Origin of the sequence: Enterocloster sp. OA13 (assembly GCF_022440595.1) — a bacterium.
GTDB classification, from domain to species: domain Bacteria; phylum Bacillota; class Clostridia; order Lachnospirales; family Lachnospiraceae; genus Enterocloster; species Enterocloster hominis.
Window position 1 is genome coordinate 1,470,622 of record NZ_JAKNTF010000001.1, and the last position, 23,921, is coordinate 1,494,542.

General features: G+C 45.5%; 20 protein-coding genes and 1 pseudogene. 18 read left to right on the forward strand and 3 right to left on the reverse strand.

Annotated elements, in window-relative coordinates; translation table 11 throughout:
- Nucleotides 1-731: 731 nt before the first annotated feature.
- A complete protein-coding gene (locus MCJ35_RS06490) occupies nt 732-1,778 on the reverse strand; it encodes a LacI family DNA-binding transcriptional regulator (RefSeq protein WP_025482384.1) in 1,047 nt (348 codons plus the stop codon).
- 294 nt (nt 1,779-2,072) lie between these two features.
- On the opposite strand from MCJ35_RS06490, the gene MCJ35_RS06495 reads away from it, so the two are divergent.
- Genes MCJ35_RS06495 through MCJ35_RS06510 form a run of 4 tightly spaced genes read left to right on the forward strand, consistent with a single transcriptional unit; the run spans nt 2,073 to nt 6,074 of the window.
- Nucleotides 2,073-2,852: an SDR family oxidoreductase gene (locus MCJ35_RS06495; RefSeq protein ID WP_025482383.1), complete on the forward strand. Its 780-nt coding sequence runs from the start codon at nt 2,073-2,075 to the stop codon at nt 2,850-2,852.
- A gap of 15 nt (nt 2,853-2,867) precedes the next feature.
- Nucleotides 2,868-3,686 (forward strand): transketolase, encoded by an 819-nt coding sequence (locus tag MCJ35_RS06500; RefSeq protein ID WP_025482382.1) that lies wholly within the window; start codon nt 2,868-2,870, stop codon nt 3,684-3,686.
- A complete protein-coding gene (locus tag MCJ35_RS06505) occupies nt 3,683-4,618 on the forward strand; it encodes a transketolase family protein (protein WP_025482381.1) in 936 nt (311 codons plus the stop codon). Before MCJ35_RS06500 ends, MCJ35_RS06505 begins: the two co-directional genes overlap by 4 nt.
- A gap of 4 nt (nt 4,619-4,622) precedes the next feature.
- Complete coding sequence (locus MCJ35_RS06510) at nt 4,623-6,074, forward strand: FGGY-family carbohydrate kinase (protein WP_025482379.1); 1,452 nt, start codon at nt 4,623-4,625, stop codon at nt 6,072-6,074.
- 53 nt (nt 6,075-6,127) lie between these two features.
- Here the strand turns inward: MCJ35_RS06510 and MCJ35_RS06515 are convergent, their stop codons facing one another.
- Nucleotides 6,128-7,156: a LacI family DNA-binding transcriptional regulator gene (locus MCJ35_RS06515; protein WP_025482377.1), complete on the reverse strand. Its 1,029-nt coding sequence runs from the start codon at nt 7,154-7,156 to the stop codon at nt 6,128-6,130.
- A gap of 539 nt (nt 7,157-7,695) precedes the next feature.
- On the opposite strand from MCJ35_RS06515, the gene MCJ35_RS06520 reads away from it, so the two are divergent.
- From MCJ35_RS06520 to MCJ35_RS06565, 10 genes are all read left to right on the forward strand, one after another.
- Nucleotides 7,696-8,982, forward strand: coding sequence for a sugar ABC transporter substrate-binding protein (locus MCJ35_RS06520; RefSeq protein WP_162158506.1), 1,287 nt, complete (start codon nt 7,696-7,698; stop codon nt 8,980-8,982).
- Nucleotides 8,983-9,021: 39 nt separating this feature from the next.
- Nucleotides 9,022-9,996 (forward strand): ABC transporter permease, encoded by a 975-nt coding sequence (locus tag MCJ35_RS06525; protein ID WP_240299411.1) that lies wholly within the window; start codon nt 9,022-9,024, stop codon nt 9,994-9,996.
- Between the two features lie 50 nt (nt 9,997-10,046).
- Nucleotides 10,047-11,078 carry an ABC transporter permease gene (locus tag MCJ35_RS06530; RefSeq protein WP_081739012.1) on the forward strand — a complete coding sequence of 344 codons (1,032 nt, stop codon included), beginning with the start codon at nt 10,047-10,049 and terminating at the stop codon, nt 11,076-11,078.
- Nucleotides 11,079-11,113: 35 nt separating this feature from the next.
- On the forward strand, nt 11,114-12,628 hold the full coding sequence (locus MCJ35_RS06535; RefSeq protein ID WP_051400536.1) for a sugar ABC transporter ATP-binding protein: 1,515 nt from the start codon (nt 11,114-11,116) through the stop codon (nt 12,626-12,628).
- 32 nt (nt 12,629-12,660) lie between these two features.
- Nucleotides 12,661-13,566, forward strand: coding sequence for an alpha/beta fold hydrolase (locus tag MCJ35_RS06540; RefSeq protein WP_025482367.1), 906 nt, complete (start codon nt 12,661-12,663; stop codon nt 13,564-13,566).
- A gap of 243 nt (nt 13,567-13,809) precedes the next feature.
- Nucleotides 13,810-14,889 (forward strand): LacI family DNA-binding transcriptional regulator, encoded by a 1,080-nt coding sequence (locus MCJ35_RS06545; protein WP_025482366.1) that lies wholly within the window; start codon nt 13,810-13,812, stop codon nt 14,887-14,889.
- A 227-nt stretch (nt 14,890-15,116) separates the two neighbouring features.
- Complete coding sequence (locus tag MCJ35_RS06550) at nt 15,117-16,169, forward strand: TRAP transporter substrate-binding protein (RefSeq protein ID WP_008716098.1); 1,053 nt, start codon at nt 15,117-15,119, stop codon at nt 16,167-16,169.
- An 11-nt stretch (nt 16,170-16,180) separates the two neighbouring features.
- Entirely contained in the window at nt 16,181-16,657 is a 477-nt protein-coding gene (locus MCJ35_RS06555) for a TRAP transporter small permease (RefSeq protein ID WP_025482364.1), read from the forward strand.
- Nucleotides 16,658-17,944 (forward strand): TRAP transporter large permease, encoded by a 1,287-nt coding sequence (locus tag MCJ35_RS06560; protein ID WP_008716096.1) that lies wholly within the window; start codon nt 16,658-16,660, stop codon nt 17,942-17,944.
- A 30-nt stretch (nt 17,945-17,974) separates the two neighbouring features.
- Nucleotides 17,975-19,189, forward strand: a complete 1,215-nt coding sequence (locus MCJ35_RS06565; protein ID WP_008716095.1) for an amidohydrolase family protein — start codon at nt 17,975-17,977, stop codon at nt 19,187-19,189.
- A 44-nt stretch (nt 19,190-19,233) separates the two neighbouring features.
- Here the strand turns inward: MCJ35_RS06565 and MCJ35_RS06570 are convergent, their stop codons facing one another.
- Nucleotides 19,234-19,935: a FadR/GntR family transcriptional regulator gene (locus MCJ35_RS06570; RefSeq protein ID WP_008716092.1), complete on the reverse strand. Its 702-nt coding sequence runs from the start codon at nt 19,933-19,935 to the stop codon at nt 19,234-19,236.
- A gap of 202 nt (nt 19,936-20,137) precedes the next feature.
- Here MCJ35_RS06570 and MCJ35_RS06575 point away from each other — a divergent pair.
- The 4 genes and pseudogenes from MCJ35_RS06575 to MCJ35_RS06590 form a co-directional block, all read left to right on the forward strand.
- Nucleotides 20,138-20,965: pseudogene (locus tag MCJ35_RS06575) on the forward strand (transketolase); the annotation flags it as partial.
- Nucleotides 20,965-21,900, forward strand: coding sequence for a transketolase family protein (locus MCJ35_RS06580; protein WP_025482359.1), 936 nt, complete (start codon nt 20,965-20,967; stop codon nt 21,898-21,900). The pseudogene MCJ35_RS06575 and the gene MCJ35_RS06580, both read left to right, overlap by 1 nt.
- A gap of 54 nt (nt 21,901-21,954) precedes the next feature.
- Nucleotides 21,955-22,818: a phosphogluconate dehydrogenase C-terminal domain-containing protein gene (locus MCJ35_RS06585; protein ID WP_008716087.1), complete on the forward strand. Its 864-nt coding sequence runs from the start codon at nt 21,955-21,957 to the stop codon at nt 22,816-22,818.
- Nucleotides 22,819-22,840: 22 nt separating this feature from the next.
- Nucleotides 22,841-23,809, forward strand: coding sequence for a D-2-hydroxyacid dehydrogenase (locus tag MCJ35_RS06590; protein ID WP_025482356.1), 969 nt, complete (start codon nt 22,841-22,843; stop codon nt 23,807-23,809).
- The last annotated feature ends 112 nt before the right edge of the window (nt 23,810-23,921 follow it).

Here is a 23,921-nt window from a genome sequence, read left to right on the forward strand (position 1 = left end):
CCGTACCGGGAGTCTGTCCAGGTATGGTTTAACAAGAGGAAAAGGACTAGATCTAGCAAAATTTATTTGTTAGGTTTAGTCCTTTTTACATTTTAGGAAGAGGAGGGTAGCGCTGTCTTAAATGTCCTGAAAAAGGTTGTTCTTTGTATGAGAAGACCAATGATTGTTGTTTCTTTATCATCATGGACACAAAGGGCATGTCCGGCAAAGGGCTGTCCTACATAGAGTTCTCCTTCACTGATGGTGATACGGTTGTCATACTTATAACTGATAGAATCATATTCACCTTGATAGGTGAAGTTGAAATAAAAAAGTCATGCCGATGGAAAAGTTCCTGGCGTCCTCCGCTTTGATGGACACAGATTAGGATTTCTTCATCTGGCGGACCTGGCCGGCAAAACATTTTTTCTGATTGGCTTCCAACTGGAAAATTGTGATATGTCCAATCTAATGTCAAAAATTGTTCCCGAAGCTGTATGATGGACGCGCACAATATGACAGGATAAGGGATGGGGCGGGGAGGCACGGAAGGGGGGAGCATTGCTGCTATTTGAACGTATGGTAAAGTTGCCGCCAAGGATATTCATACCGTAGAGGCTGCAACAAATTTTGGATTTGCTACCAGGGAATGTGAACTTATAGGTAACCACATATATACCAAAATGGTATATATGTGGTACAAAAGGTTGGCTGATCAACTGATTATTAGTATTTTGACTGATAAAAAGCCCCTAATCGGTTTCTGCTCCGACATTCAGCTTTTTGACGGATTCTCGTTGAACAAGCTGTGTCCCAATCCGGATTTTAATGGAACGCCCGATTACGCTTCCTTTGTGCCGCTCAATCAACGACAGGAGACAGTCCACGGCCTCGGTTCCGAATGAATGCCGCGGAACGTTGATGGTTGTAAGACGAGGGGCAGATATTTGGCAGGCAGGGCGGTCATTGAAACCGATGATGGATATGTCTTCCGGTACCCGTATCCCCTTTTCTGATAACGCACGCATGACACCGATGGCCATGGTATCATCGTCTGCGACAAAGGCAGTGGGCAGGGATGGGGATGTCTGGAGGTATATCTTAAAATCCTGGTAACTTCCTTCTTCTGTATATCTGACTTTATAGTGATATTCTGGATGTAACTGGATGCCCAGACATTCCATGGCATCTTTGTAACAGTGTTCCCTTTCTCCAAAACTACTGATATGAACCTGACTTTGCAGATATCCTATGTGTCTATGTCCCATCTGATACAGATAATTGACAGCTTGGTAAGCTCCCATGGCGTTATTAATGGATACCGCATTTATATTTTGGTTTGTAAAGTCATTATCCATTGAAATATAGGGCTGTTTTAGTTTCTTAAAACAGGCAATATCATCATCCAGCATTTCTGTTGCAAAAATAATGAATCCTTTGGCATTCATTTGGTTTAGATTATCTATCTGTTCATCTATCGGATTTTTCCTGTCTACAGTGGTCAAGAGAATATGATAACCATGTTTACGGGCATGGTTTTCGATGCTTTCTGTCATGAGCAGAAAGAATGGGTGCTGGTCCAGGATCAGTCCATGCCGCCGGTATATGACAAAGCATATGTTATCATTTTGACATGGTGGATTTGGATACGGCTTTATTAAATTAGAATACCCCAGTTGGCCTAATTGCTGAACTATGCGCTCGCGTGTGGCCGAAGAGACTCCCGGCTTGTGGTTTAATATAAGTGATAAAGAGGCTGGTGATATATTTAATTGGTGGGCGAGTTCTCTGTTTGTCATAATGACTCCTGTTTGATGTATTGAAATAGATGATTTCCTGTTAACATTATTATAAAATGGTTTATAAATAAAGTCAATGATATTTAATAAATGGTTTATGCCTAGTGCTTGTGGTTAGATTTGTGAAATATGATAACAACGTTAAGAAAATGACAAATGTAGGGGGAGTTATTGTGCAACATGTATGAAAAAGCAATAAATAATTATGAAATATATCAATTTACAAAACAAAAATCTACCAATATAATTAAATCATTCAATAAACGGTTTATAAAATTACAAGGAGGAAACATAATGATTCAATATGAAAAAGCCACAGGGGAATTTAAGCTAAATGGAAAAACCGCAATTGTCACAGGTGGTGCCGGAGGTATTGGAGAAGCGACAGCTAGAATGTATGCAGCAAAAGGCGCCGATTTGGTTCTGGTTGATATTAAGGATACGGTAAGTGACGTGGCTTCCGCTATTGCTAAGGAATACAATACCAGAGCTATTGGAATCCGGTGTGACCTGACGAAAGAAGGGGACATTGAGCAGGTGGTGACCAAGGCTGTGGATACCTTTGGCGAAATTAATATTCTGGCGAATGTAGCGGGACGTGTGGATTTGGATAATGCGGAGGATATTGATTTTACATTGGTAGAGAATCAGATGAATGTGAATGCATTCAGCGTATTCCGCCTGACCCAGAAGGTTGGAAGGGTAATGATACAGCAGAAAAAAGGCGGAAAGATTGTTTGCGTAACATCACAGGCTGACTTTATTGCAATTGATAAGCATGTAGGATATACCATGAGCAAGGCGGCTCTGGTAGGGATGATAAAGGTACTGGCGCTTGAATGGGCTGAATTCGGCATTAATGTTAATGGGGTGGCGCCCACGGTAGTTCGTACTTATATGGGGGACCGCGCATGGCAGGGAAAAGTAAAGGACGATATGATTGAGGCGATTCCAGCCCACCGTTTTGCAGAGGTGGATGAGATAGCGGCAGCTATCCTGTTTTTATCATGCAGCGAGTCAAATATGATTACCGGAGAGGATTTGGTAGTTGATGGCGGCTTTACAATCCGATGAATGGGGAGGATGTTTATGGAGTGCCTGCAGAAAAAAGCGTATGAAATCCGTAGGGACGTAATTGAAATGGTACATAATTCATCTGCTGGTCATGTCGGAGGTGATTTAAGTGTGGTGGACATCCTGACAGTACTGTATTTCAAGGTTATGAATGTGTCTCCAGAGAAGCAGCATTGTACTGACAGGGACCGCTTCATACTGAGCAAGGGGCACTGTGCAGATGCTTTGTACTGTGTCTTGGGAGAGAAAGGCTTTTTTGATAAAGATGAAGCAATAAGATTATTCAGTACTTACGGATCCAGATATATTGGCCACCCCAATATTGAGATTCCGGGAATAGAGATTAATTCCGGTTCTTTGGGGCATGGGATATCGGCTGGTGTGGGAATGGCTCTGGCAGCTAAAATGGATGGAAAGACATATCGTACCTATGTGGTTGTGGGAGATGGGGAAATGGCGGAAGGCTCTAATTATGAAGGGATGATGGCAGCCGGCCATTATAAGCTGGACAATCTATGTGTAACAATCGACCTGAACCGGCTCCAGATCAGCGGCGCTACATCAGAAGTGATGTGCAGTGATAGTTTATCGGAGAAGTTCAAAGCCTTTGGATTCCATGTGATTGATGTTTGGGATGGAAATGACTGCGGACAGCTGGTGAAGGCTTATGATGAGGCGGCTGCATATAAGGGGAGGCCCACGGCGGTCATAGCCCATACCGTGAAAGGAAAGGGTATTTCCTTTATGGAGAATGAAGCCTCCTGGCACCATGGCGTAATGAGTGAGGAACAGTATTCCAGAGCGGTAAAAGAGTTGGAAGAGGTGATGGCATGAACAAAATAACAAACAGACAGGCCATCTGTGATACATTGATGGAAGCGGCAAAGACGGATAAGGATATTGTTGTCCTATGCTCCGATTCAAGAGGCTCAGCGTCAATGACCCCTTTTTTTGAACAATATCCCGGTCAGTGTGTGGAGGTTGGCATCGCAGAGCAGAATCTTGTCACCATTGCAGCGGGGCTGGCCTCCTGTGGAAAGAAAGCATTTGCAGTGTCACCAGCCAGTTTTATTTCTACCAGAAGCTATGAACAGGCAAAGGTTGATGTGGCTTACTCAGGGACCGATGTTACCCTTGTGGGAATCAGCGGAGGGATTAGCTATGGGGCTTTAGGCATGACCCACCATTCCTGCCAGGATATAGCGGCATTTTCTGCATTGCCGGGGATGAGGGTATATTTACCAAGCGACCGCTTTCAGACATCAGAGCTTGTGAAAGCATTATTGCAGGACCGGAAACCGGCATATATAAGGGTGAGCCGCTCTGCAACGGAGGATATTTATGACAGCTCAATGGAATTTGAGATAGATAAGGCAAATGTTCTGAAAGAAGGGGAGGATGTACTGATTGTTGCGTGCGGGGATATGGTTCCGAATGCACTGTGTGCTGCCAGCCAGCTTGAAGAACAGGGGATTCGCGCAGGAGTGATTGATATGTACTGCCTTAAACCTTTTGACAAAGATACGTTTTTAAAGTATGCACATACGACCCGCCTGGTGGTTACTGTTGAGGAACATTCCCCCTATGGCGGGCTTGGAAGTATTACGGCAATGGTTTTGGCGGAATGTTGTCCAATGCGCATGCTCCGGATTGCATTGCCAGATGGCCATATCATAGCAGGAACAAATCAGGAAGTATTTGTACATTATGGAATGGATGGGGCAGGGATTGCAAAACGGATTCAATCGGCATTGACAGAGGGGTAGGGGTATGAAATATGTTTTAGGGATAGACCAAAGTACGCAGGGGACCAAAGCCATTCTGTTTGATGAAAATGGCCGTCTGGTGGAACGGATTGATTGCAGGCATAAACAATGGATTGACGAGAACGGCTGGGTATCACATGATATGGATGAAATATATGGAAATGTGATACACGCTGTACGGGAAGTGGTCCTGAGGACGGGCATACAGAAAGGCGATATAGCTGCTGTGGGAATCAGTAACCAAAGGGAAACCACGGCTGCATGGCACAGGGATGGGACACCTATAGGCATGGCGGTTGTATGGCAGTGTTCCAGGGGGAAAGAGATTACGGATGAACTGACAGAATATGCCCGGGAAATTAAGGCCAGGACGGGACTTCCGCTGTCGCCGTACTTTCCGGCAGCTAAGATGGCATGGCTTATACGGCATGTCATTAAAGAAGGCGGGTACTTAATGGGGACAATGGATAGCTGGCTGGTATATCGGTTGACAGGCGGACGGTCATTCAAGACAGATTATTCTAATGCTTCCAGGACACAGCTTTTTAATCTTCATAATCTGAGATGGGATGAAGACATCTGCAGCATATTTGGGGTTCCTGTGGAGGTACTGCCGGAAGTTGTTGATAGCAATTCTGTGTTTGGATATACGGATTTTGAGGGCTTTCTCGACAGCCCTGTTCCAATACACTGCGTTCTTGGCGATTCCCACGGGGCGCTGTTTGGACAGGGATGCCATGGAACCGGGATGATTAAAACTACGTATGGCACAGGGTCCTCTATTATGATGAATATCGGAAAGGAATTTAAAGCCAGTACATGCGGTCTGGCCACCTCACTTGCATGGTCCATTGATGGGGAAGTGGCGTATGTATTGGAAGGAAATATCAATTATACCGGTGCCGTAATTACTTGGCTTCAGGATGATTTGAAAATGATTGTCTCAATTAAGGAGATAGAGGAGGCGATAGAGAAAGCGGGGGATGCGGACACCACGGTACTTGTACCTGCGTTCTCAGGACTGTCCGCTCCATATTGGAATGACCGTGCAAAGGCGGTTTTATATGGTATGACAAGGACAACCGGAAGGAATGAAATAATCAAAGCGGCAGTTGAGAGCATTGCGTTCCAAATTAATGATGTGTTGGATGCCATGGAGAAAGATAGCGGTATTATAATCCGGGAACTGCGTGCGGATGGAGGGGCAACCAGGAATAAGTATCTTATGCAGTTTCAAAGTGATATTGGAAGCATTGATGTGAGTATCCCTGCCCAGGAGGAACTGTCTGCGATTGGTGTGGCATATCTTGCAGGCATCAGTCAGGGGATTTACCAAAAAGAAGATGTTTTTGCGGAAAGGATGCGGATGCATTACCGCCCCAGTATGTCAGCGGCAGACAGGGAAAAGAAATACACTTTGTGGAGGGAAGCTATTGGTTTGGTTTCATCTGTGTAGAAAGGCGCTGGCTTTCATAAAGCCATACCGGCCCTGCCTTATGTGGGCCGGTATCATACCAATGAGCGGACGGATGCGCGTGTTACAAGCTCCGTGCCAATCCGGTATTTATAAGAGGGGATGGCATCACACTCTCCGCGGTCATGCTCGATGCGGCTGACCAGGAGGTCGATGGCCATAGCGCTGAAAGAATATCTGGGAACGCGTATGGAAGATAGGGGAGGGGAAGACACGGAGCATACGGGACGGTCATTATATCCTATAAGGGATACATCTCCTGGTACTGATATGCCCGCTTCAAACATGGCTTTCATGGCACCGGCAGCAATTGTGTCATCATCTGTAAAAAAGGCGGTAGGCAACTCCCTGCCCGTGCTGATGATGTGTTTGAAATCCCGGTAGCTTCCCTCCTCTGAGTAATCGAGACGGAATATGTAGTCTGAATTTAGCTTTAACCCAAATTGTTTCAACGCATTGGAAAATCCTGTCTCACGTTCGCCAAAACTGTTGATATAGATACAGCTTTGGAGATAACCGATTTTGGTGTGGCCCATGGAAACAAGATGTTCAACAGCCTGAAATGTGCCTAACGTATTATTGATGGCCACTGAATCAAGGTTTTTAAAGGGGAAGTCATTATCCAGGATGACATATGGAAAATTCAATTCAGAGAATACACTGATATCATCTTCTAACATCTCTGTTGCAAAAATGACGGCCCCCCTGCAGTCCATGGAATTTAACATACGCATCTGAGGTTTCAATGGATTGCGTTTATCAATGGAATTAAACAGGATGTTGTAACCATATTTGTGGGCACAGCTTTCGATGCTTTCCATTATTAAAAGAAAAAAAGGTGAGGAGTCTAAAATCCCGCCATGGCGTTTATAAACGACAAAACATATATTGTCACTGGCGGGAGGGGATATTTCTTTTTTTATCAAATCTGAATAACCCAGCTGATGTAGTTTTTCCAGTACATTTGCCCGGGTTGAAGTGGAGATACCAGGTTTGTTGTTGATGATTAGCGAAAGTGTGGCAGGAGAAATGTCCAATAGCTTTGCAATTTCACGGTTAGTCATAAGTCCACCTCGTGTCGATACATTTTTCTTCTATCCATTATAAATCTAAACATGTTGAATGTCTATGTGATTTATATAAAATGTTGATGATAAAAAGATTTCATTTAACAGATTAAAAAACGAATTGAACGTTTATAAAAGAAAATGAGTAAAACATAGTAGAAATGGTAATCTATTTTTGAGTTAATGTGAGTATTATACAAAAATAATAAACTAGGTTCGTATAAATGTTATAATTCACAAAGGAAATGTTTAGATATATAATCTAAATATAAATAAAAATTTATAAACGGAGGGGGAGGATTTAGAAAAATAATATTATTTAATGGAAACTAACAAATAATAATTTATTAAAATTGGGGGATTTATACATGAAAAGAAGAATTGCATTATTACTTGCAGTAAGTATGGCGTTTAGTACATTTACAATAGGATGTGCCTCACAGGAAACACCTATAACTGAAAATAGTGTTGGAGATACAGGAACTGAGAGTGTTTCTGAAAGCGATGTTGCATCTCCTGCTGAAGAAGAAACATTGGTGGATCAACTGGTGCGTGAATGCTCTGGTCTGTCAGGGATGGATGCCTATGACTTTTTTACCACCCTGTCAGATAGGGGGTTATCCCAAGGAGAGATTATTGACTTTTTTGTCAAACTTCCTGTCTCCCAGGCAAATAAGGAAGTCTATGATTTATATATAAACGATGCGCTGGATGTTTATGCGGAGAGCGCACCGGAAGGAACCGTATACGGAAACTATAGTTGGGCCCTTGGGGATGGCACTGAAATCACAGGGCCGTATTCAGGGAATACCAATTTAAAGATGGCATATACGGATTACATGCCTGTGGATGAGGGACCAATTGGAGATCCTGATAAGAATTATAAGGTTGGGGTTGTTGCTATCAGCGCAATTGATTCATGGATGGGAAACCTTTATGATTCCATACAGTATGAAGCGGACAGGCATGAAAACCTGGAACTTGTATGGATGGATTACGGCCTTGATTCTGACGGCTGTTCGGACGCCATTGACATGTTGATTGCACAGAATGTGGATGCAATATTATTATGGCCAAGGACTGAGGCGGCAACTGCAGCACCGGCCCAAAAGGCGGTGGAGGCAGGTATACCTGTAATTACGGTTGACAGGTTGTGCGGATATCCGGAGATTGATGGTGTGATCAGCGGAAACTTTCCTGCCAATGGTGCGCAGTGCGGTGCATACCTTGTGTGGAAACTGGCACAGGAATCAGGTGGCGGGTCCGTTGCTGGAAATATCGTACTGTTGAGAAAGGCAGCCGGGGTTACGGCAGATACCCTGAGATGCGGCTATTTCCTGAAGGTTATTTCATATTTCCCGGATATACATATTCTTGAGTCTTATTATGACAATGATGATACGGAGCAGTCACTGATAAATGCGCAGAATGCGTTACAGCTGTTCGATGATATTGATGCATTCTTCTGTGAGGGCCTTACCCAGACACCGGTGGCAATTGAGGCAGTTAACAGTGCCGGCCGCTGGGAGAGCCGGGAAGACGGTAAGAAAATCATTATGCTTACGATTGATGATACGAAGGAGTCCTTCAATTTCCTTGACCAGGGTATGGTGGAGGTCAATTGCCCGTATACACCACTTATTGGCGATATCGGTATCCGCTATATCATAAAGATGCTTGAAGGGGAGGCTCTTCCAAAGGATATTGCGATTCCTAATATCCCAATGGTTACGCCGGAGGGAGAGGTGGTATTCGGGCTTAAGACAATGACTACGAAGGACTGGTACCAGTATGCGTCAGGCCCTGACTATGTAGCGAAATAGCCGATGCTTTGCTGTAATTAAAAGGAGAGGATTTCTGCCGTGATAAGAAAAGAAGGACAACTTAGAAAGACGATACAAAATTTAACAGAGAAAACCCAGGGACTTTTCATCTCCATATTAATTCTGGCGGTGCTGTTAATCATAGCTGCCTGTTTTATACCCAGGGTATACCAGTTAAAAAACCTTGAGAACTTGTTGAGGACATATGCCCCTGGCGGAATTGCCGCAGTGGGCCTGAGCCTTGTGATTTTGACAGGGGAGATTGATGTTTCGGTGGGGGCTATCATGACTCTCTCCATGGCGGTTGCAGCAAAGATATATGATTTGAATGAACCGGCGGCCATTGCAGCAATATGCGGTACTGGTATTGCTGCCGGCTTCCTGAATGGATATCTGATTACCAGGACCAGGGTCCCGTCTTTGATGCTTACCATAGGAACAACGTCTGTATTTAACGGACTGGCTGCTATATTGGTCAGGGCACAGAAAAAGTACATTACAGATTTATATCAAATAACGCTTTCCCTTGCAAAAGGAAGCATATTCGGAATTCCCATCCCCTTGCTGGTCTGTGTGATATTAGCTCTTGCATTCGAGTTTGTACTAAGAAAAAGTGCATTTGGCAAACAGATTTATTATACCGGGGCCAATAAACGTGCTTCCTGGATGAGTGGGGTGGACATTGGGAAGGTAAAGATTATCTGTTTTACTGCAAGTGGTCTTTGCGCAGCCATAGCGGCCCTTCTTATGGCAGGACAGCTGGGAAGTTCCACGGTACAATTGGGCAACGGATATGAGGTGACTGCCATATCCATCGCCGTTCTGGGGGGGATTTCCCTCAACGGAGGAAAAGGTACGGTTATCGGAACCTTGCTGGGTTTTATAACTATGAGCCTGATGCAGAATATGCTTGCGATTGCAGGACTAGGAACTTATGTTTCAACCACGCTTAAAGGAGTCATGATTATACTGGTGGTATACCTGTATGGTTTGACGGTCCGCAGACGGGCATGAGCCACGGTCTGCAGGAAGGTTGTTTATGGAATTCTTAGAAGGGATAGCTTATGAAGACGTTGGATAATAGTAGGTTGGGAAAAATATTAAGCCGTCATATGCTCTGGTGTGCTATTGTAACTGCCTTGATAGGAGGGCGGATATTAAGCCCTTACTTTTTTAAGGGGAATAATATCACTGTTATTCTATATACTTGCGCTATATATGGTCTGCTGGCAATTGCGGAATCATTGGTCCTGCTGGTGGCAGAGATTGACCTTACTATAGGCATCAGCGCTGTTGTATCACCTGCATTGGCCATTTACCTGGCCAATGCCATTTACAAGGTATGTCTGGGAACACAGGTGGTACGTGGAGGTTATGTTACGGCGCCATGGTGGATGATTGTCGTGTTTACTCTGCTGATATCCAGCCTGATTGGTTTGGTCAATGCTGTTCTGGTAGTTAAATGCAATGTGCCTGCTTTTGTTGCAACTATTGGAATGCAATATGCTGTTACGGGCATTGGATATATCATAACAAAAGGGACTCCCTTGTTTATGACAAAAGTGAAGGGGTCCGGTGTCATTGGCGGAAGTAAGATAGGAGGCATTGTTCCGCTCTGCCTGTTTTTGTTCCTTCTTATTGCAGGTATCTTTATATTTCTGTGCGCATCTACCCGCTTTGGCATGCGGATATACTCGACAGGGGGAAGTGTCAGGGCTGCCACACTGTGTGGGATTAATACCGGACGTTGGAAGATGTTCATGTTTGTCATAAGCGGATTCCTGGCAGGCGTTACGGGTGTGGTATTTACATCTAAGCTGCAATCCATTGATGTGACCCAGACCACAGGGTATGAGATGACCGCATTGGCAATTGCAATCATTGGAGGTATTGAGCTAAATGGCGGTGTTGGTAATCTGAAAAATACAGTTAAAGCAGCATTATTTATGGCGGTTCTTTCCAATGTAATGAGTATGATAGGTTTCCTGTCTTACCATCAGACATTTGTTCTGGGACTCTTTATTGTGTTGTTTGCGATTCTGCATAAGAGAAGTGACAGCAGGCGCCTTAAGGAACTGAATATTGTTGAGGTGTAGTAGGAGGAAGGTGAGGTGAGACGATGGATGGCGGGATGATTGGAAAAAAACTGTTGTCAATGCAGGATATAAAAAAGGGCTTTAACGGAGTACCTGTATTAAAAGGTATTAATTTTGAAGTGGATTATGGAGAGAATGTAGCAATTATTGGCTCCAATGGAGCCGGTAAGTCTACGTTGATGAACATTTTGGCAGGGGTCCATCATGCGGACGGAGGAGAAATTTATTTTGAGGGGAAAAAGGTTGACATCCATGACCCGAATGTGGCTGAGCGCCTGAGGATTGGCATGGTACATCAGGAACCATCCCTTTGTGAAAACATGAAGGTGTACGAGAATATATTCCTGAACAGGGAATTAAGAACATCTTATGGAATGCTGGACCGGAACAGGATGAGGGCTGAAAGCCGTAAGGTAATGGAAAGTCTGGGCTTTGAGATTGAGGTGGAAAAGAAGGTTCAGGATATTAATCTTGTAAGCAAGGTGATAGTATCCATTGCAAAGGCTATGCTTATGGAACCGAAGCTCCTTATACTGGATGAGGTTACTGCCGCCTTGAACCAAAAGGAAGTAGAGCATTTGTTTGAAATTATCTGTGGTCTGAGGGAGAAAGGACTGGGAATCATATTTATCAGCCATAAAATCCGTGAAATTGTGCAGATCTGTGACCGGGTGGTGGTGCTTCGGGATGGGTTGGAAGCTGGGGTATTTGACAAAAAGACAGATATTTTGAATGAAAAGGATATTATCAACCTGATGTTGGGAGAGAAGGAGTGGAAGGGGGAATATTTCCAGAGGGAAATGTCTGACCATGGACACGAGGTGCTTTTGAGCCTGAGAGGGTTGTCCAGGCATGGAATGTACCAGGATATTTCGATGGATATACATGAGAATGAGATTGTTGGTCTTGCAGGACTGAAAGGTTCCGGCATAACCGAGTTAATGTATTCAATGTTTGGCATCATGCAATATGACGAAGGAAGACTGGAGATGAAAGGAGAAGTTTTGAGGGCGGCCTGTCCTCAAGATGCAATTAAACGGGGCGTATGCATGATAACCAATGACCGGCAGCGGGAAGGGCTTGCAATGGGGCTTGGAATTGAAACTAATGTATTGATTGCAGCTCTGGATAAGGTACGGGGAAAGAATGGACTCCTTGATAGGCGTATCTCGGAAAAGACGGCCAGGGAGTATATAGAAATGCTTCAGGTAAAGACTACCGGGCCGTCCCAACAGGTCCAGTTCCTGTCAGGCGGAAACCAGCAAAAGGTTGTTGTTGCGAAATGGCTGCTGCGGGATTCCAGGGTTATCCTGATTGATGAACCTACCCGTGGGATTGATATCAAGGCCAAGAATGAGATATATAATCTTCTTATAAAGGAAAAATCAAAAAATAAGGGTATTGTCATCTATTCTCCGGAAACACGTGAACTGCTGAATGTCTGCAACCGGATTATTATTATCAACAGAGGGAAAATCATTGCCGAAGTGTCCCGGTCGGATCCTGATTTTACAGAGAAAGGTATTTTGGAGATCATGCACTCCTATTAAAACAAGAACAATAAAACCAAAGGAGGTTTGTTATGCCTGAGATTTATGACTGCAACCATCATCCTGTCCGTCATATGCGCGCCAGGGTGAACCATATCCGCATGCATTATGTAATTGCTGGGGAGGGAGAACCGCTTCTTCTGATTCATGGAACACCAAAGACCCATTTCTACTGGTATAAGCTTATCCCGCTTCTTACTGACCGCTATACGGTAATTGCTCCTGATTTAAGGGGGTTCGGGGATACGGATAAACCGCCGGCAGAGGATGGGTATGATTCCATGACGAATGCCAGAGATCTGTCTGAGCTGATGGAACAGCTGGGATATGACAGATATTATGTGCATGGGGAGGACCGGGGGGCGGAGTTTGCCTATGTGCTGGCCGCTGTCAATCCGGATAATGTGAAGGCCTTGTCTTTCTGCGAGATGCTGTTATCTGGTGAGGATTTAGATACCATGTCTTATTTTACGAAGGATAACGTAAACCGTCAGTTTAATCAGAATGGGACATGGCAGTGGCATATTCCATTTTTCTGGATACCTCATGTACCCGAGATGCTGATTGCCGGACATGAGGAAGAATTCTGGAGCTATTGGATGAAAGCGGAAACATGGAACCCTAATGCTATTTCGGATGAGTGTATCAAGGAGTGGATATCCCATATCAAAGCGCCGGGCGGATTGCGGGGGGTGCTGGAGACATACCGGGCCGCGTTTAAGAATGCAGAAATAAATGCGGAGTTGAAAAAACAGAAAATCAAAATGCCGGTCATGACAATTGGTGCTCCGGAATTTTTTGGAAATACAGTAGAAAAGCAAATGAAAGAATTTGCTTCTAATGTGGTATCAGGACAGGTGTTTGAGGAGTGCGGGCATAGCCTGGCGCTGGAAGCGCCAGAGCGATTGGCAGAGGCTTTGAAGGCGTTTTTCAAATAAGATACCTGATTGCATTAAATTGAAAAGTTAAGTGGAGTATACGGGGCCTGTTTTGTATAGTATAAATACGGAACAGGTCCCTTTTTATACGCTGTTTTGCGTGATATCAATCCCATGGCCGGTTTATCACACCCAAAAAAGATATTATATGCCAGGGGGGAGAAAAAGGGTTGACATTTTCATGAAAGATAACTAAAATAAATTTATATATTAAATAAAATTTATACAACTAAGGGTGGATATATGGCTATAAAAGCAAAAGAACTGGCTCAGAAGCTTGGCATATCAGAAGCAACACTTTCCCTTGTCCTTAATCATAAGGGAGGGATAAGCAAAAGGACAAGGGACATGGTGACGGAGAAGGTTATTTCCATGGGGTATGGGTACATGTTTAAAAATGACCAGAACCCGGTTGCGGATGATACCGCGGGCATATCTGAGGCAATCCCGCTGCCGGCTGAGAATGGGTATCTTGGGTTTGTTATTTATCAGGATACAGGATTGTTTATGGAAAATACGCCGTTTTTCCCATTGATTATTGATGGGATGGATTTGATGGCCCGAAAGTATGGATACCGGCTTCTTGTGGTTAACATCAGAAGGGACATGGATTTAAATACGAAACTGGGCTATATAAAAGACAGCGGATGCGTGGGTTATGTCATATATGCGCCGGAATTCCCGGAGGAAGAGGTGGATTACCTGAAACAATTAAAGATACCATTTGTCCTTCTGGATAATTATTTTCCCGGGAAGGATATTGACGCCGTCACGCTGAATAATGAGCAGGGAATCTATAGTATATTGAAGATGCTTATAGATAAGGGGCATAGAAGGATCGGGTATTTGAGCAGCGGGGTTAATATACAGAGTTTCAGGGAGCGGAGGGACAGTTACAGGCGGCTTGTGCCTGAAATGGGGCTTGTCCTGGAACCCAGGTTCTTCTGGGAGATTGGATACCCGGACCAGCAGGCGGCACAGGGCATGGACCGGATGCTTGGACGGAATGAAGGACTTCCCACGGCCTTTATAACGGATAATGACTATGTTGCATTCGGGGCAATGAAGTCTTTGATGGAACACGGTTATTCGATACCGGCGGATATCTCGGTTGTGGGATATTCAGACAGGCCCGTGTGTATGTATATTGTGCCCAACATAACAACGGTTAGGATTCCCCGGATGCGTTTTGGCGGCGAGGCCGTGGATCTGCTTATAAATAAAATCCTGAACCGGCCATATGATGAGGAGAAGAGTACGGTGAAAACAGCAGTATCCCTGGAACTGGTTGTACGGGATAGTGTCGGTGATGTCCCCAAATGATATATTGCAGTATGAAAGCCTGAGGCTATATGGTCTCAGGCTTTTATTTTGTAAATTTTATTTTGTAAAAATGTGAAAGCTGCACAAATGATACAGGATAAAATAGAAGAAACATACAAAAATACTAGCTTTATTAGAAAATATATTGACTTTTGCAGCATAAACAGCTAAAATGAATTTATAAATTTACAAATTTATAAATTATATCAATGAGGAAGGGGTATTTTATGAAGAAAACACGTTTATTAGCATTAACACTATCAGCAATCATGGTTTTGGGGACAACCGCCTGTGGCGGGGGGAATGCGGATGGCAGCTCATCGAATAAAGAAAGCGGAGCGCAGACCACAACAAAGCTAACAGGGGACACGCTTGAATTAAAAGCAGGCCATGTGCTGACTGAGGACTCGCCGTACCATCTGGCGCTTACCCAATGGGCGGATGAGGTGTACGAAAAGACAGAGGGCAGGGTTAAGGTTGACGTATTTGCCAATTCAGTGCTTGGAAATGAAAGGGATATGATAGAGGCATTACAGATGGGGACGCTTGATATCACACTTCCCAATTCGGCGCCCTTAAGTAATTTTACGGATGCATTGAAGGTATTTGACCTTCCGTTTCTTTTTATGGAACCGGAGGATGCTTACGCGGTAATTGACAGCGAGGTTGGGGCCGGCATGCTGGATTCCTTAAGCGATATCGGTGTGGTCGGGCTTTCTATGTGGGAAAATGGATTTCGGAATATAGCGAATAATAAAGGAGAAATCAGGACCCCGGATGATTTAAAGGGGCTTAAGATCAGGACCATGGAAAATCCAATCCATATGGCATCCTTTAAAGCGTGGGGGGCAGATGCTACGGCAATGGCCTGGGGTGAGGTTTACACAGCATTGCAGCAGAAGACCATTGATGGACTGGAGAATCCTTTCACACCGATTTATCAGAATAAATTACATGAGGTTGCGCCCTTTGTTACAGTGACAGGGCATTTCTATTGTCCGGCGCCCCTTCTTATTTCCAAAACAACATGGGAAAAAATATCGCCGGAAGATCAGGCGGTTATCCGGGAACTCAGCGACAAGTATAAGGAAGTCGAAAGACAGATGTGCATGGAAGTGGATGAGGATTACAAGAACAGGATGATGGAAGAGGGCGTGACTGTTGTGGAGGATATTGACAAGGCTGCATGGAGGGAAGCTGCACAGCCGGTCTATGATGAATACGCAGATGAAATAGGGGTGGATCTTTTAAATCAGATACAGGAAATGATTTCAAAATGAGGTGATGATGAATGAAACGGCTGGACCGGTATTTAGATTTATATGAAACAGCTTCCTTTGTTGTACTGTTGTCGGTAATGACGATTGTCGTGTTCATACAGGTAATATGCAGATATATCCTGAAGGCTTCCCTGCCCTGGAGTGAGGAAGTGTCGCGTTACTGTATGATTTATACCGTATTTATTGGAGTTGGGGCAGGGCTCAAGGCAGGTACCCATACAGGGGTAGACGCATTGGTCATGGTGTTTCCTCCTTCCATTAAATGGTGGGTAATCCTGATTGAAAAGGTTCTGTGCTTTGCACTGTCCGTTATCTTTTTTGCCCTTTCGGCGGAGGTTGTCATACGACTGTTCCAAAGCGGGCAAAAGTCGGCTACCCTGTTCATACCTATTGCATTTGCATACGTTGCCATGCCATTGGGTTTCCTGGGAGGGAGCATACGAAGTTTCCAGAACATCATCATACATATAAAGGAGGGGAGAAGATAGATGGCTGCAATACTGTTTATATCTCTTATAATCCTGATTGCAATTGGTATGCCGCTGGCATATGCGCTGGGGGGAGCATCATTTTTCGCTATTGCATCATCAGACCTTCCAAGTATACTGACGGTACAGCGTTTTTTTACCGGTGTTGATTCCTTTACATTGATGGCAATCCCTTTCTTTATGATAAGCGGTTCGCTGATGAGCAAAGGCGGGGTATCGGACCGTCTCATAAAACTATGCAGTGTTTTCCTGAGAAAGCTCCCGGGCGGTCTGGCCATTGTTACAGTGGTTGCCTGTACGTTTTTTGGCGCCATCAGCGGCTCGGCTCCCGCTACAGCCGCAGCGATTGGCGGCATCATGATTCCTGCGATGCTGGCTAATAAATATGCGCCGGATTTTTCAATGTCAACCGTGGCAAGCGCCGGTTATCTGGGGGTCATCATACCTCCTAGCATCACCATGGTCACGTATGGCGTGGCAGCAGGGGCGTCCATTGGGGACATGTTCATGGCCGGTGTATTTCCAGGCATTCTCCTTTGTCTGGGGATGAGTATCTTCGCATACCTTGTGGGGCGCAAAAATAATTATGTGATGCAGGATGAAAGGGATATGTCATCCAGGGAAATACTCAAAATAGTAATTGACGCAATACCCGCCCTGCTGATGCCGGTCATCATCCTTGGAGGCATTTACGGAGGGATTTTCACTCCCACGGAAGCTGGCTGTGTATCGGTTGTATATGGATTATTTGTAGGCTTTTTCGTTTATAAAGAGCTGAAGCTGGGGGATATTCCTGAGATATTCAGGTCCTCCGCGTTAAGCGCATCCATGATTCTCCTGATAATAGGGTGCGCCTCTGCATTTGGTAATATCATAACACGGGAAATGATCCCAAATAAAGTGGCGAGCCTGATTATAGGGATATCTGACAACAAGATCGTGTTCCTTATACTTGTTAACGTGCTACTGCTCATAGTTGGCTGTTTCATGGAGACGAACACGGCAATCATGATTATTGCGCCTATCCTGCTTCCGGTAGCAAAAACATTGGGGATTGATGTGATCCATTTCGGGATCATCATGGTCATTAACCTTGCAATCGGCCTGCTTACCCCGCCTTTAGGCATGAACCTTTATGTGGCGACGGGGATAACCGGTAAGAAGGTATCGGATATCCTGGGAAAGTACCTGTTTGGATACATAGCAATTTCTATTATAATACTGTTGATTATCACATATGTTCCTGCCATCAGTACGTTCCTGCCACAGCTGGTGGCCGGCAGATGATAAGCAGGAAGGGAAAGGAAGGGGCATGAAATGCTTGTTTTAAAAAATGTAAATATATTCGACGGCATCAATGAGGAGCTGATGAAGGATGCCGCAATTGTAATCGAAGGGGATACGATTAAGGATATCATCCCGGGATGTGAGTGTCCGTTTGACAATGAAAAAGTAGTGGATTTGGGAGGAAGGGTTGTTTCCCCCGGATTCATTGATTGTCATGTACATTTCATGTTGGAGGAAATACCGGATAAAGAGCGCCAGATGAACGACCAGTCGGCGGGAGGCGTGCTATTTAAGAATGCGGACTCCTATGTGGCCTTCCGTGCGGTGGAAAACGCGCGGAAAACCTTGGAAGCAGGCTTTACCACGGTGATTGACGGCGGTGGTGTCAACTATGTGGATGTGGCCCTGAAGGATGCAATCCACCTGGGGTATGTTGAAGGGCCGGATTATTACATAAGCGGGAAGCAGATTACTGCGTGGACTTCCCACTTCCGAGGGCTGGGGCAGGAGACATATGGGCCTTGGGGGATGAGGCGTATGGTCAGGGAGCAGCTCTATTATGGTGTGGACCAGATTAAGATAGAGAATAGCGCCCCGATACGTTCCGTTGGACGGAGTCTGTCTAAAAGTGCATTTACGTTTGAGGAAATGCAGGCCGCAGTTGACGAAGCCCATTCAGCAGGGCTGATGGTAAGCGTACACGCAAGGGGGGCCATGCCGATAGAGGTGGCGGTTGAAGCGGGTGCGGATCTCATATGCCATGGCACTGGAATCAGTGAGAAGGGGCTGGAGATGGTCCTTGAGAGGGGACTGTATATACTTCCAACCCTGGCATCTCCGAATCCGGAACCGGAACCCCACATCCTCAATGCAAAAAGCAGCCGGGTGATTGAACTGCTCAGACAGACCGGGGAAATCCAGTGGGACAGTATCAGAAAGGCATATAAGGCCGGCGCAAGGATTGCGCTGTCAACGGACGCAGGCGGAGTGGGCATTAAACATGGAGAGAACGCAAAGGAAATGCTCCGCATGAAAGAAATAGGGATGTCGAATCTGGAATGTCTTAGGGCGGCCACGTCAGAAGCAGCGAAAGCCATGCGCCTGAACCATGTTGGAAGGATTGGAAAAGGGATGAAGGCGGATATTGCCATTCTGAAGGATAATCCGGTAGAGAACCTGGAAACAGTGTGTGATGTAGCGGGAGTCATCAAGAATGGGGCAATGGTCTATTATAAGGAGATGTAAATCATATAGGAAAGGGCCGTCTCTCCGGGCGGCCCTTGCAATATTTATTTCTGGAGTCCATACCATATATCGGCGGAGCTTTTTATGCATTCATCTATCCTGTCATAGGCCTTGGCGGTAATGATCTGATAGATATCCTGATGCGCCTTAAGGACATACTCCCCTTTTTGATGTTTGTGGGTATTGGATATGGAAGCACGGATGGAGTCCATTATGAAGCCATAAATCTTGTTTGCCATCGGATTATGGCACGCATTGCCGAGAAGCCGGTGGAATTCAATATCATTTTCCAGGATGCGGTCGGAAGAGGCCTTGTTATCAATCAGATACTGAAGCTGGACCAGGTTTTTCTCCAACGCTGCCCGCTCCTCCATGTTTTCATCATAATGTTTTAGGACTAATTCCAGAATGTCCACCTCAAATACACGCCGGAATTCATACAGGCTGTCCATGTCCGGATTTGTGATGAAAAATGTAAAAAGGAGGGAGTCGATCAGTTTGTTTCCCGGTGCCTCACATACATAGGTGCCGTTCCCAACCTTGATGTCCACGAGACCAAAGGCGGATAAGATTTTCATGGCTTCCCGCACTGAACCCCGGCTGACGCCAAGTCCTTCGGCAATTTCCAGCTCATTGGGAAGCCTGTCCCCTGGGAGCAGGCGGCGGTCGATTAACAGCTGTTTAATATTATTGATGACAATATCCACAGCAGATTCCCTTTTGTTTGTCGTAAATAAATCATTCATAGAGGAGAACCTCCTTTGTTTTTAATTTTATTATAGCAGTTCATAGGTTAAACGTCAAATGATTAATGTTTTTTCGATTAAGTATTGACATTGGGCGGAAGATGTGTTATACATAAAACATAAGATGTTTGATGATTTATGTATAACATTAATTATCAAATAATAGCACAATGTAGTTTCATTTCATAATCCAGATGGGAGGAGTCATATGAACACAGAGGAATTAAGACAGATGGCACAGCACTTGAGACTTGTAGCGGTCGACATGGTTTACAAAGGAAAGGATGGACATCCAGGACCCGCATTATCCATTGCAGATATTGTTACAACGCTGTTTTTTGATAAGATGGATATCCGGCCGGAGGATTCTGAGTGGGAGGATAGGGACCGGTTTATCCTGTCTAAAGGCCACGCGTGTCCGATTTATTACGCGGCGCTGGCGGAAAAAGGATATTTTGGCGGCAGGGTGGAGGATTTTAAACTGAGGTCTTTGGGAAGCAGGTTTCAGGGGCATCCGGTCATGAACAAGACAAGCGGGGTGGATATGACATCCGGCTCCCTGGGGAACGGTCTTGCCATAGCAAGTGGCATGGCAATTGCAGGGAAGTATAATGGTAAGGATTACAATGTCTACGTGATTACAGGGGACGGGGAATTACAGGAAGGCGTGTGCTGGGAAGGAATCAACATAGCGGCAGCCCATAAGCTGGATAATATGATTGCCTTTGTAGACCGGAATGGCTGGCAGAGCGGAGGATCTGTTGAGGACGTGATTGGCTCCAATAATATAAAGGACCGGTTTGAGGCGTTCCAATGGGATGTACAGGAGATAGATGGCCATGATATTGACGCCATTCGGGAAGCGGTGGATAAGGCAAAAGCAGTAAAAGGAAAACCACATGTAATCATCTGCGATTGTGTGAAAGGGAAAGGCGTTTCATATATGGAGAATGATAATGCATGGCATAAAGGTGTTCCAACCGATGAACAGTATGCTTTGGCAGTTAAAGAATTAGGAGGTGTAATATAATGGCAGATTTCAGAGGGACAAGAGAAGCATTCGCCCAGGCACTGATTGACATGTCGGAAACCAACGATAAAATCATGTTTGTGGCACCGGATTCATTGAAGGCCATGCGTGCCACAAAGTTTGCAGAGCTGCATCCGGCACAATATGTGGAGGTTGGTATCGCGGAACAGAGTGCTGTGGATGCAGCTGCAGGTATGGCTGCATGCGGGCTGATTCCTTATGTGGGTACCTATGCCGGATTCCTGACCATGAGGGCCTGTGAGCAGATGCGGACATTTGTGGCCTACCCGGATCTGAACGTCAAATTTGTGGGAATCAATGCAGGTCTGTTGGGCGGGGAGCGGGAAGGTGTGACACACCAGTTTTATGAAGATATAGGGATCCTGTCTAATATTCCAAACTTTACCATTTTTACACCGGCAGACGCATCACAGACATATCATGCCGTGAAGGCTGCTGCGGAAATTAAAGGTCCTGTATACATAAGGGCGGGAAGCGGAAGGGAAAAGGACGTTTATGAGAAGGATGTACCATTTTCAATGGACGGGATCCGTATACTGAAAAGATATGGGACGGATACACTGCTGCTATCCAGTGGTTTTGTGCTTGACCGGGCATTGAGGGCGGCAGATTTATTGAAGGAAAAGGGGATAGACATCACTGTCGGGGACATCAATATTATCAATGCAAAGAATCCGGACAAGGTGATAACGGAAATCCGGAAGGCTAAGCGGATTGTCACGGTGGAGGACCATAACATACATGGGGGACTGGGGGCTTACATCAGTAAGTTGGTTGTGGAGAATGACCCTAAGCGGGTATCCAGAATCGGATTGTCTTCCTTTGGGGAGTCAGGACCTGCCGATGAGCTGGCGGATTACTATGGGTTTGCTCCTGAAAATATTGCAGCAGTTGTAGAACAGGGAATGGAATGACTGATATGGCCGGGATACCGGTATCATAAAAAATAAAAAGTGAGGTAAGGGATTATGTCTAAGATAGTGGTAAGTGTAATTGGCGCAGGCGGAAAGATGGGTACAAGGACCAGCAACAATCTGGTGATTAAATCAGGAGACTTTGAGGTCCTTATGGTGGAGGCTTCTGAAGCCGGGATTAAGAGCATCAGGGAGCGAGGATTCATACCTGTTTCAGTGGAGGAAGCGCTGCAGAGGTCGGACGTGGTCGTATTTGCGGTGCCGGATACCCTGATTAAGAAGTTATCGGCTGTCTATGTTCCGCAGTTAAGGCCAGGAACCGGGTTTATTATCCTGGATCCCGCTGCAGCTGTTGCCAGGGAATTGACGCTGCGGGATGATTGTACGTTTGCGGTAGCGCATCCCTGTCATCCGTCCTATTTCTTGGACCAGGATACATATGAAGCACGCCAGGACCGTTTCGGAGGATGCGGCGGGAAGCAGGACATTGTAATGTCAAAAATCCAGGGAGATGACGGACGTTTTGCACAGTGTGTTGAGGTGGCAAAACAGATGTATGCGCCTGTTGAGCATGCGTATGTCATGACATCGGAACAGATAGCATTCCTGGAACCCACGCTGGTAGAACTTCTTGGGGCCACCTGTCTTTATGCAATGGCAGAGACTGTGGATGAGGCAGAGAGAAGAGGGATTGACAGGGAAGCAGCCGTTTCCTTTTTAACTGGCCATATCTATAACCTGTCAGCTAATTTCCTGGGGTATATTCCAGGCAAGCCACCCGTGTCTGATGCATGTAAGGTAGCCATAGGACTTGGCAACCGGCTGGTCATGCGTGAAAACTGGAAAGAGATATGGAAGGACGATGTCCTTGATAAGGTAATTGCAACCATGCTGCACCCTGATAATCCACAGATCTGATGTTAGGAAGGAGCTGTTCGATATGAAAATAGTTGTTTTAGATGGCTATACCTTAAATCCGGGTGATCTGGACTGGAGCGGGTTAGAAGCCTTGGGCCAGTGTACTGTGTATGACCGCACCCCGCTTACCGATGTGGAGGAGATAATCAGGCGGATTGGTGACGCGGAGATTGTGTATACGAATAAAACACCGTTGTCTGCGGAGGTATTCGATGCATGTCCGGGAATCCGTTTCATAGGGGTCCTGGCAACCGGATATAATGTGGTGGATATACAGGCGGCAAAAGCAAAGGGAATCCCCGTGTGCAATATCCCATCCTATGGAACGGCAGCAGTAGGACAGTTTGCCATCGGGCTTCTGCTGGAAATCTGCCATCACATCGGGCATCATGACCAGGCCGTGAAGGAAGGGCGCTGGAGCAGCAATCCGGACTGGTGTTTCTGGGATTATCCGTTGATTGAACTGGACGGTAAAACCATGGGAATCATCGGATATGGCCGTATTGGCCAGGCTACAGGCAGGATTGCCCAGGCCATGGGCATGCATGTGCTTGCTTATGACACATACCATGATGAGGAACTGGTTAACGGACAGTGCAGATATGTGGATGACCTGGATGAGCTGTTTAAAGAATCAGATGTGATTGCCCTTCATTGCCCGCTGTTCAAGGAAACGGAGGGGGTGATTAACAAGGACAATATTGCCAAGATGAAGGATGGGGTCATCATTCTTAATAATTCCAGGGGGCCGCTGATTGTAGAGGATGACCTGAGGGAAGCCCTGGACAGTGGAAAGGTGGGCGCTGCGGGACTCGACGTGGTCTCTACGGAACCCATACGCCCGGACAATCCTCTGCTGGGAGCAAAAAACTGTATTATTACACCACATATATCATGGGCGTCAAAGGAATCCCGTCAGCGGTTAATGGATTTGGCGGTTAAGAATCTGGAAGCCTTTATGGATGGGAATGTGGTTAACCGCGTGAATTAAAAAAACGCTGCGGCTTTTAACGCAGAAAATTAATGATCCGACAAGTTAAAGAGGCTGTTTGCCAGTGAGTGAAAAACTCCCCCGCTTTTCACAACGGGGGAGTTTTCCTTGA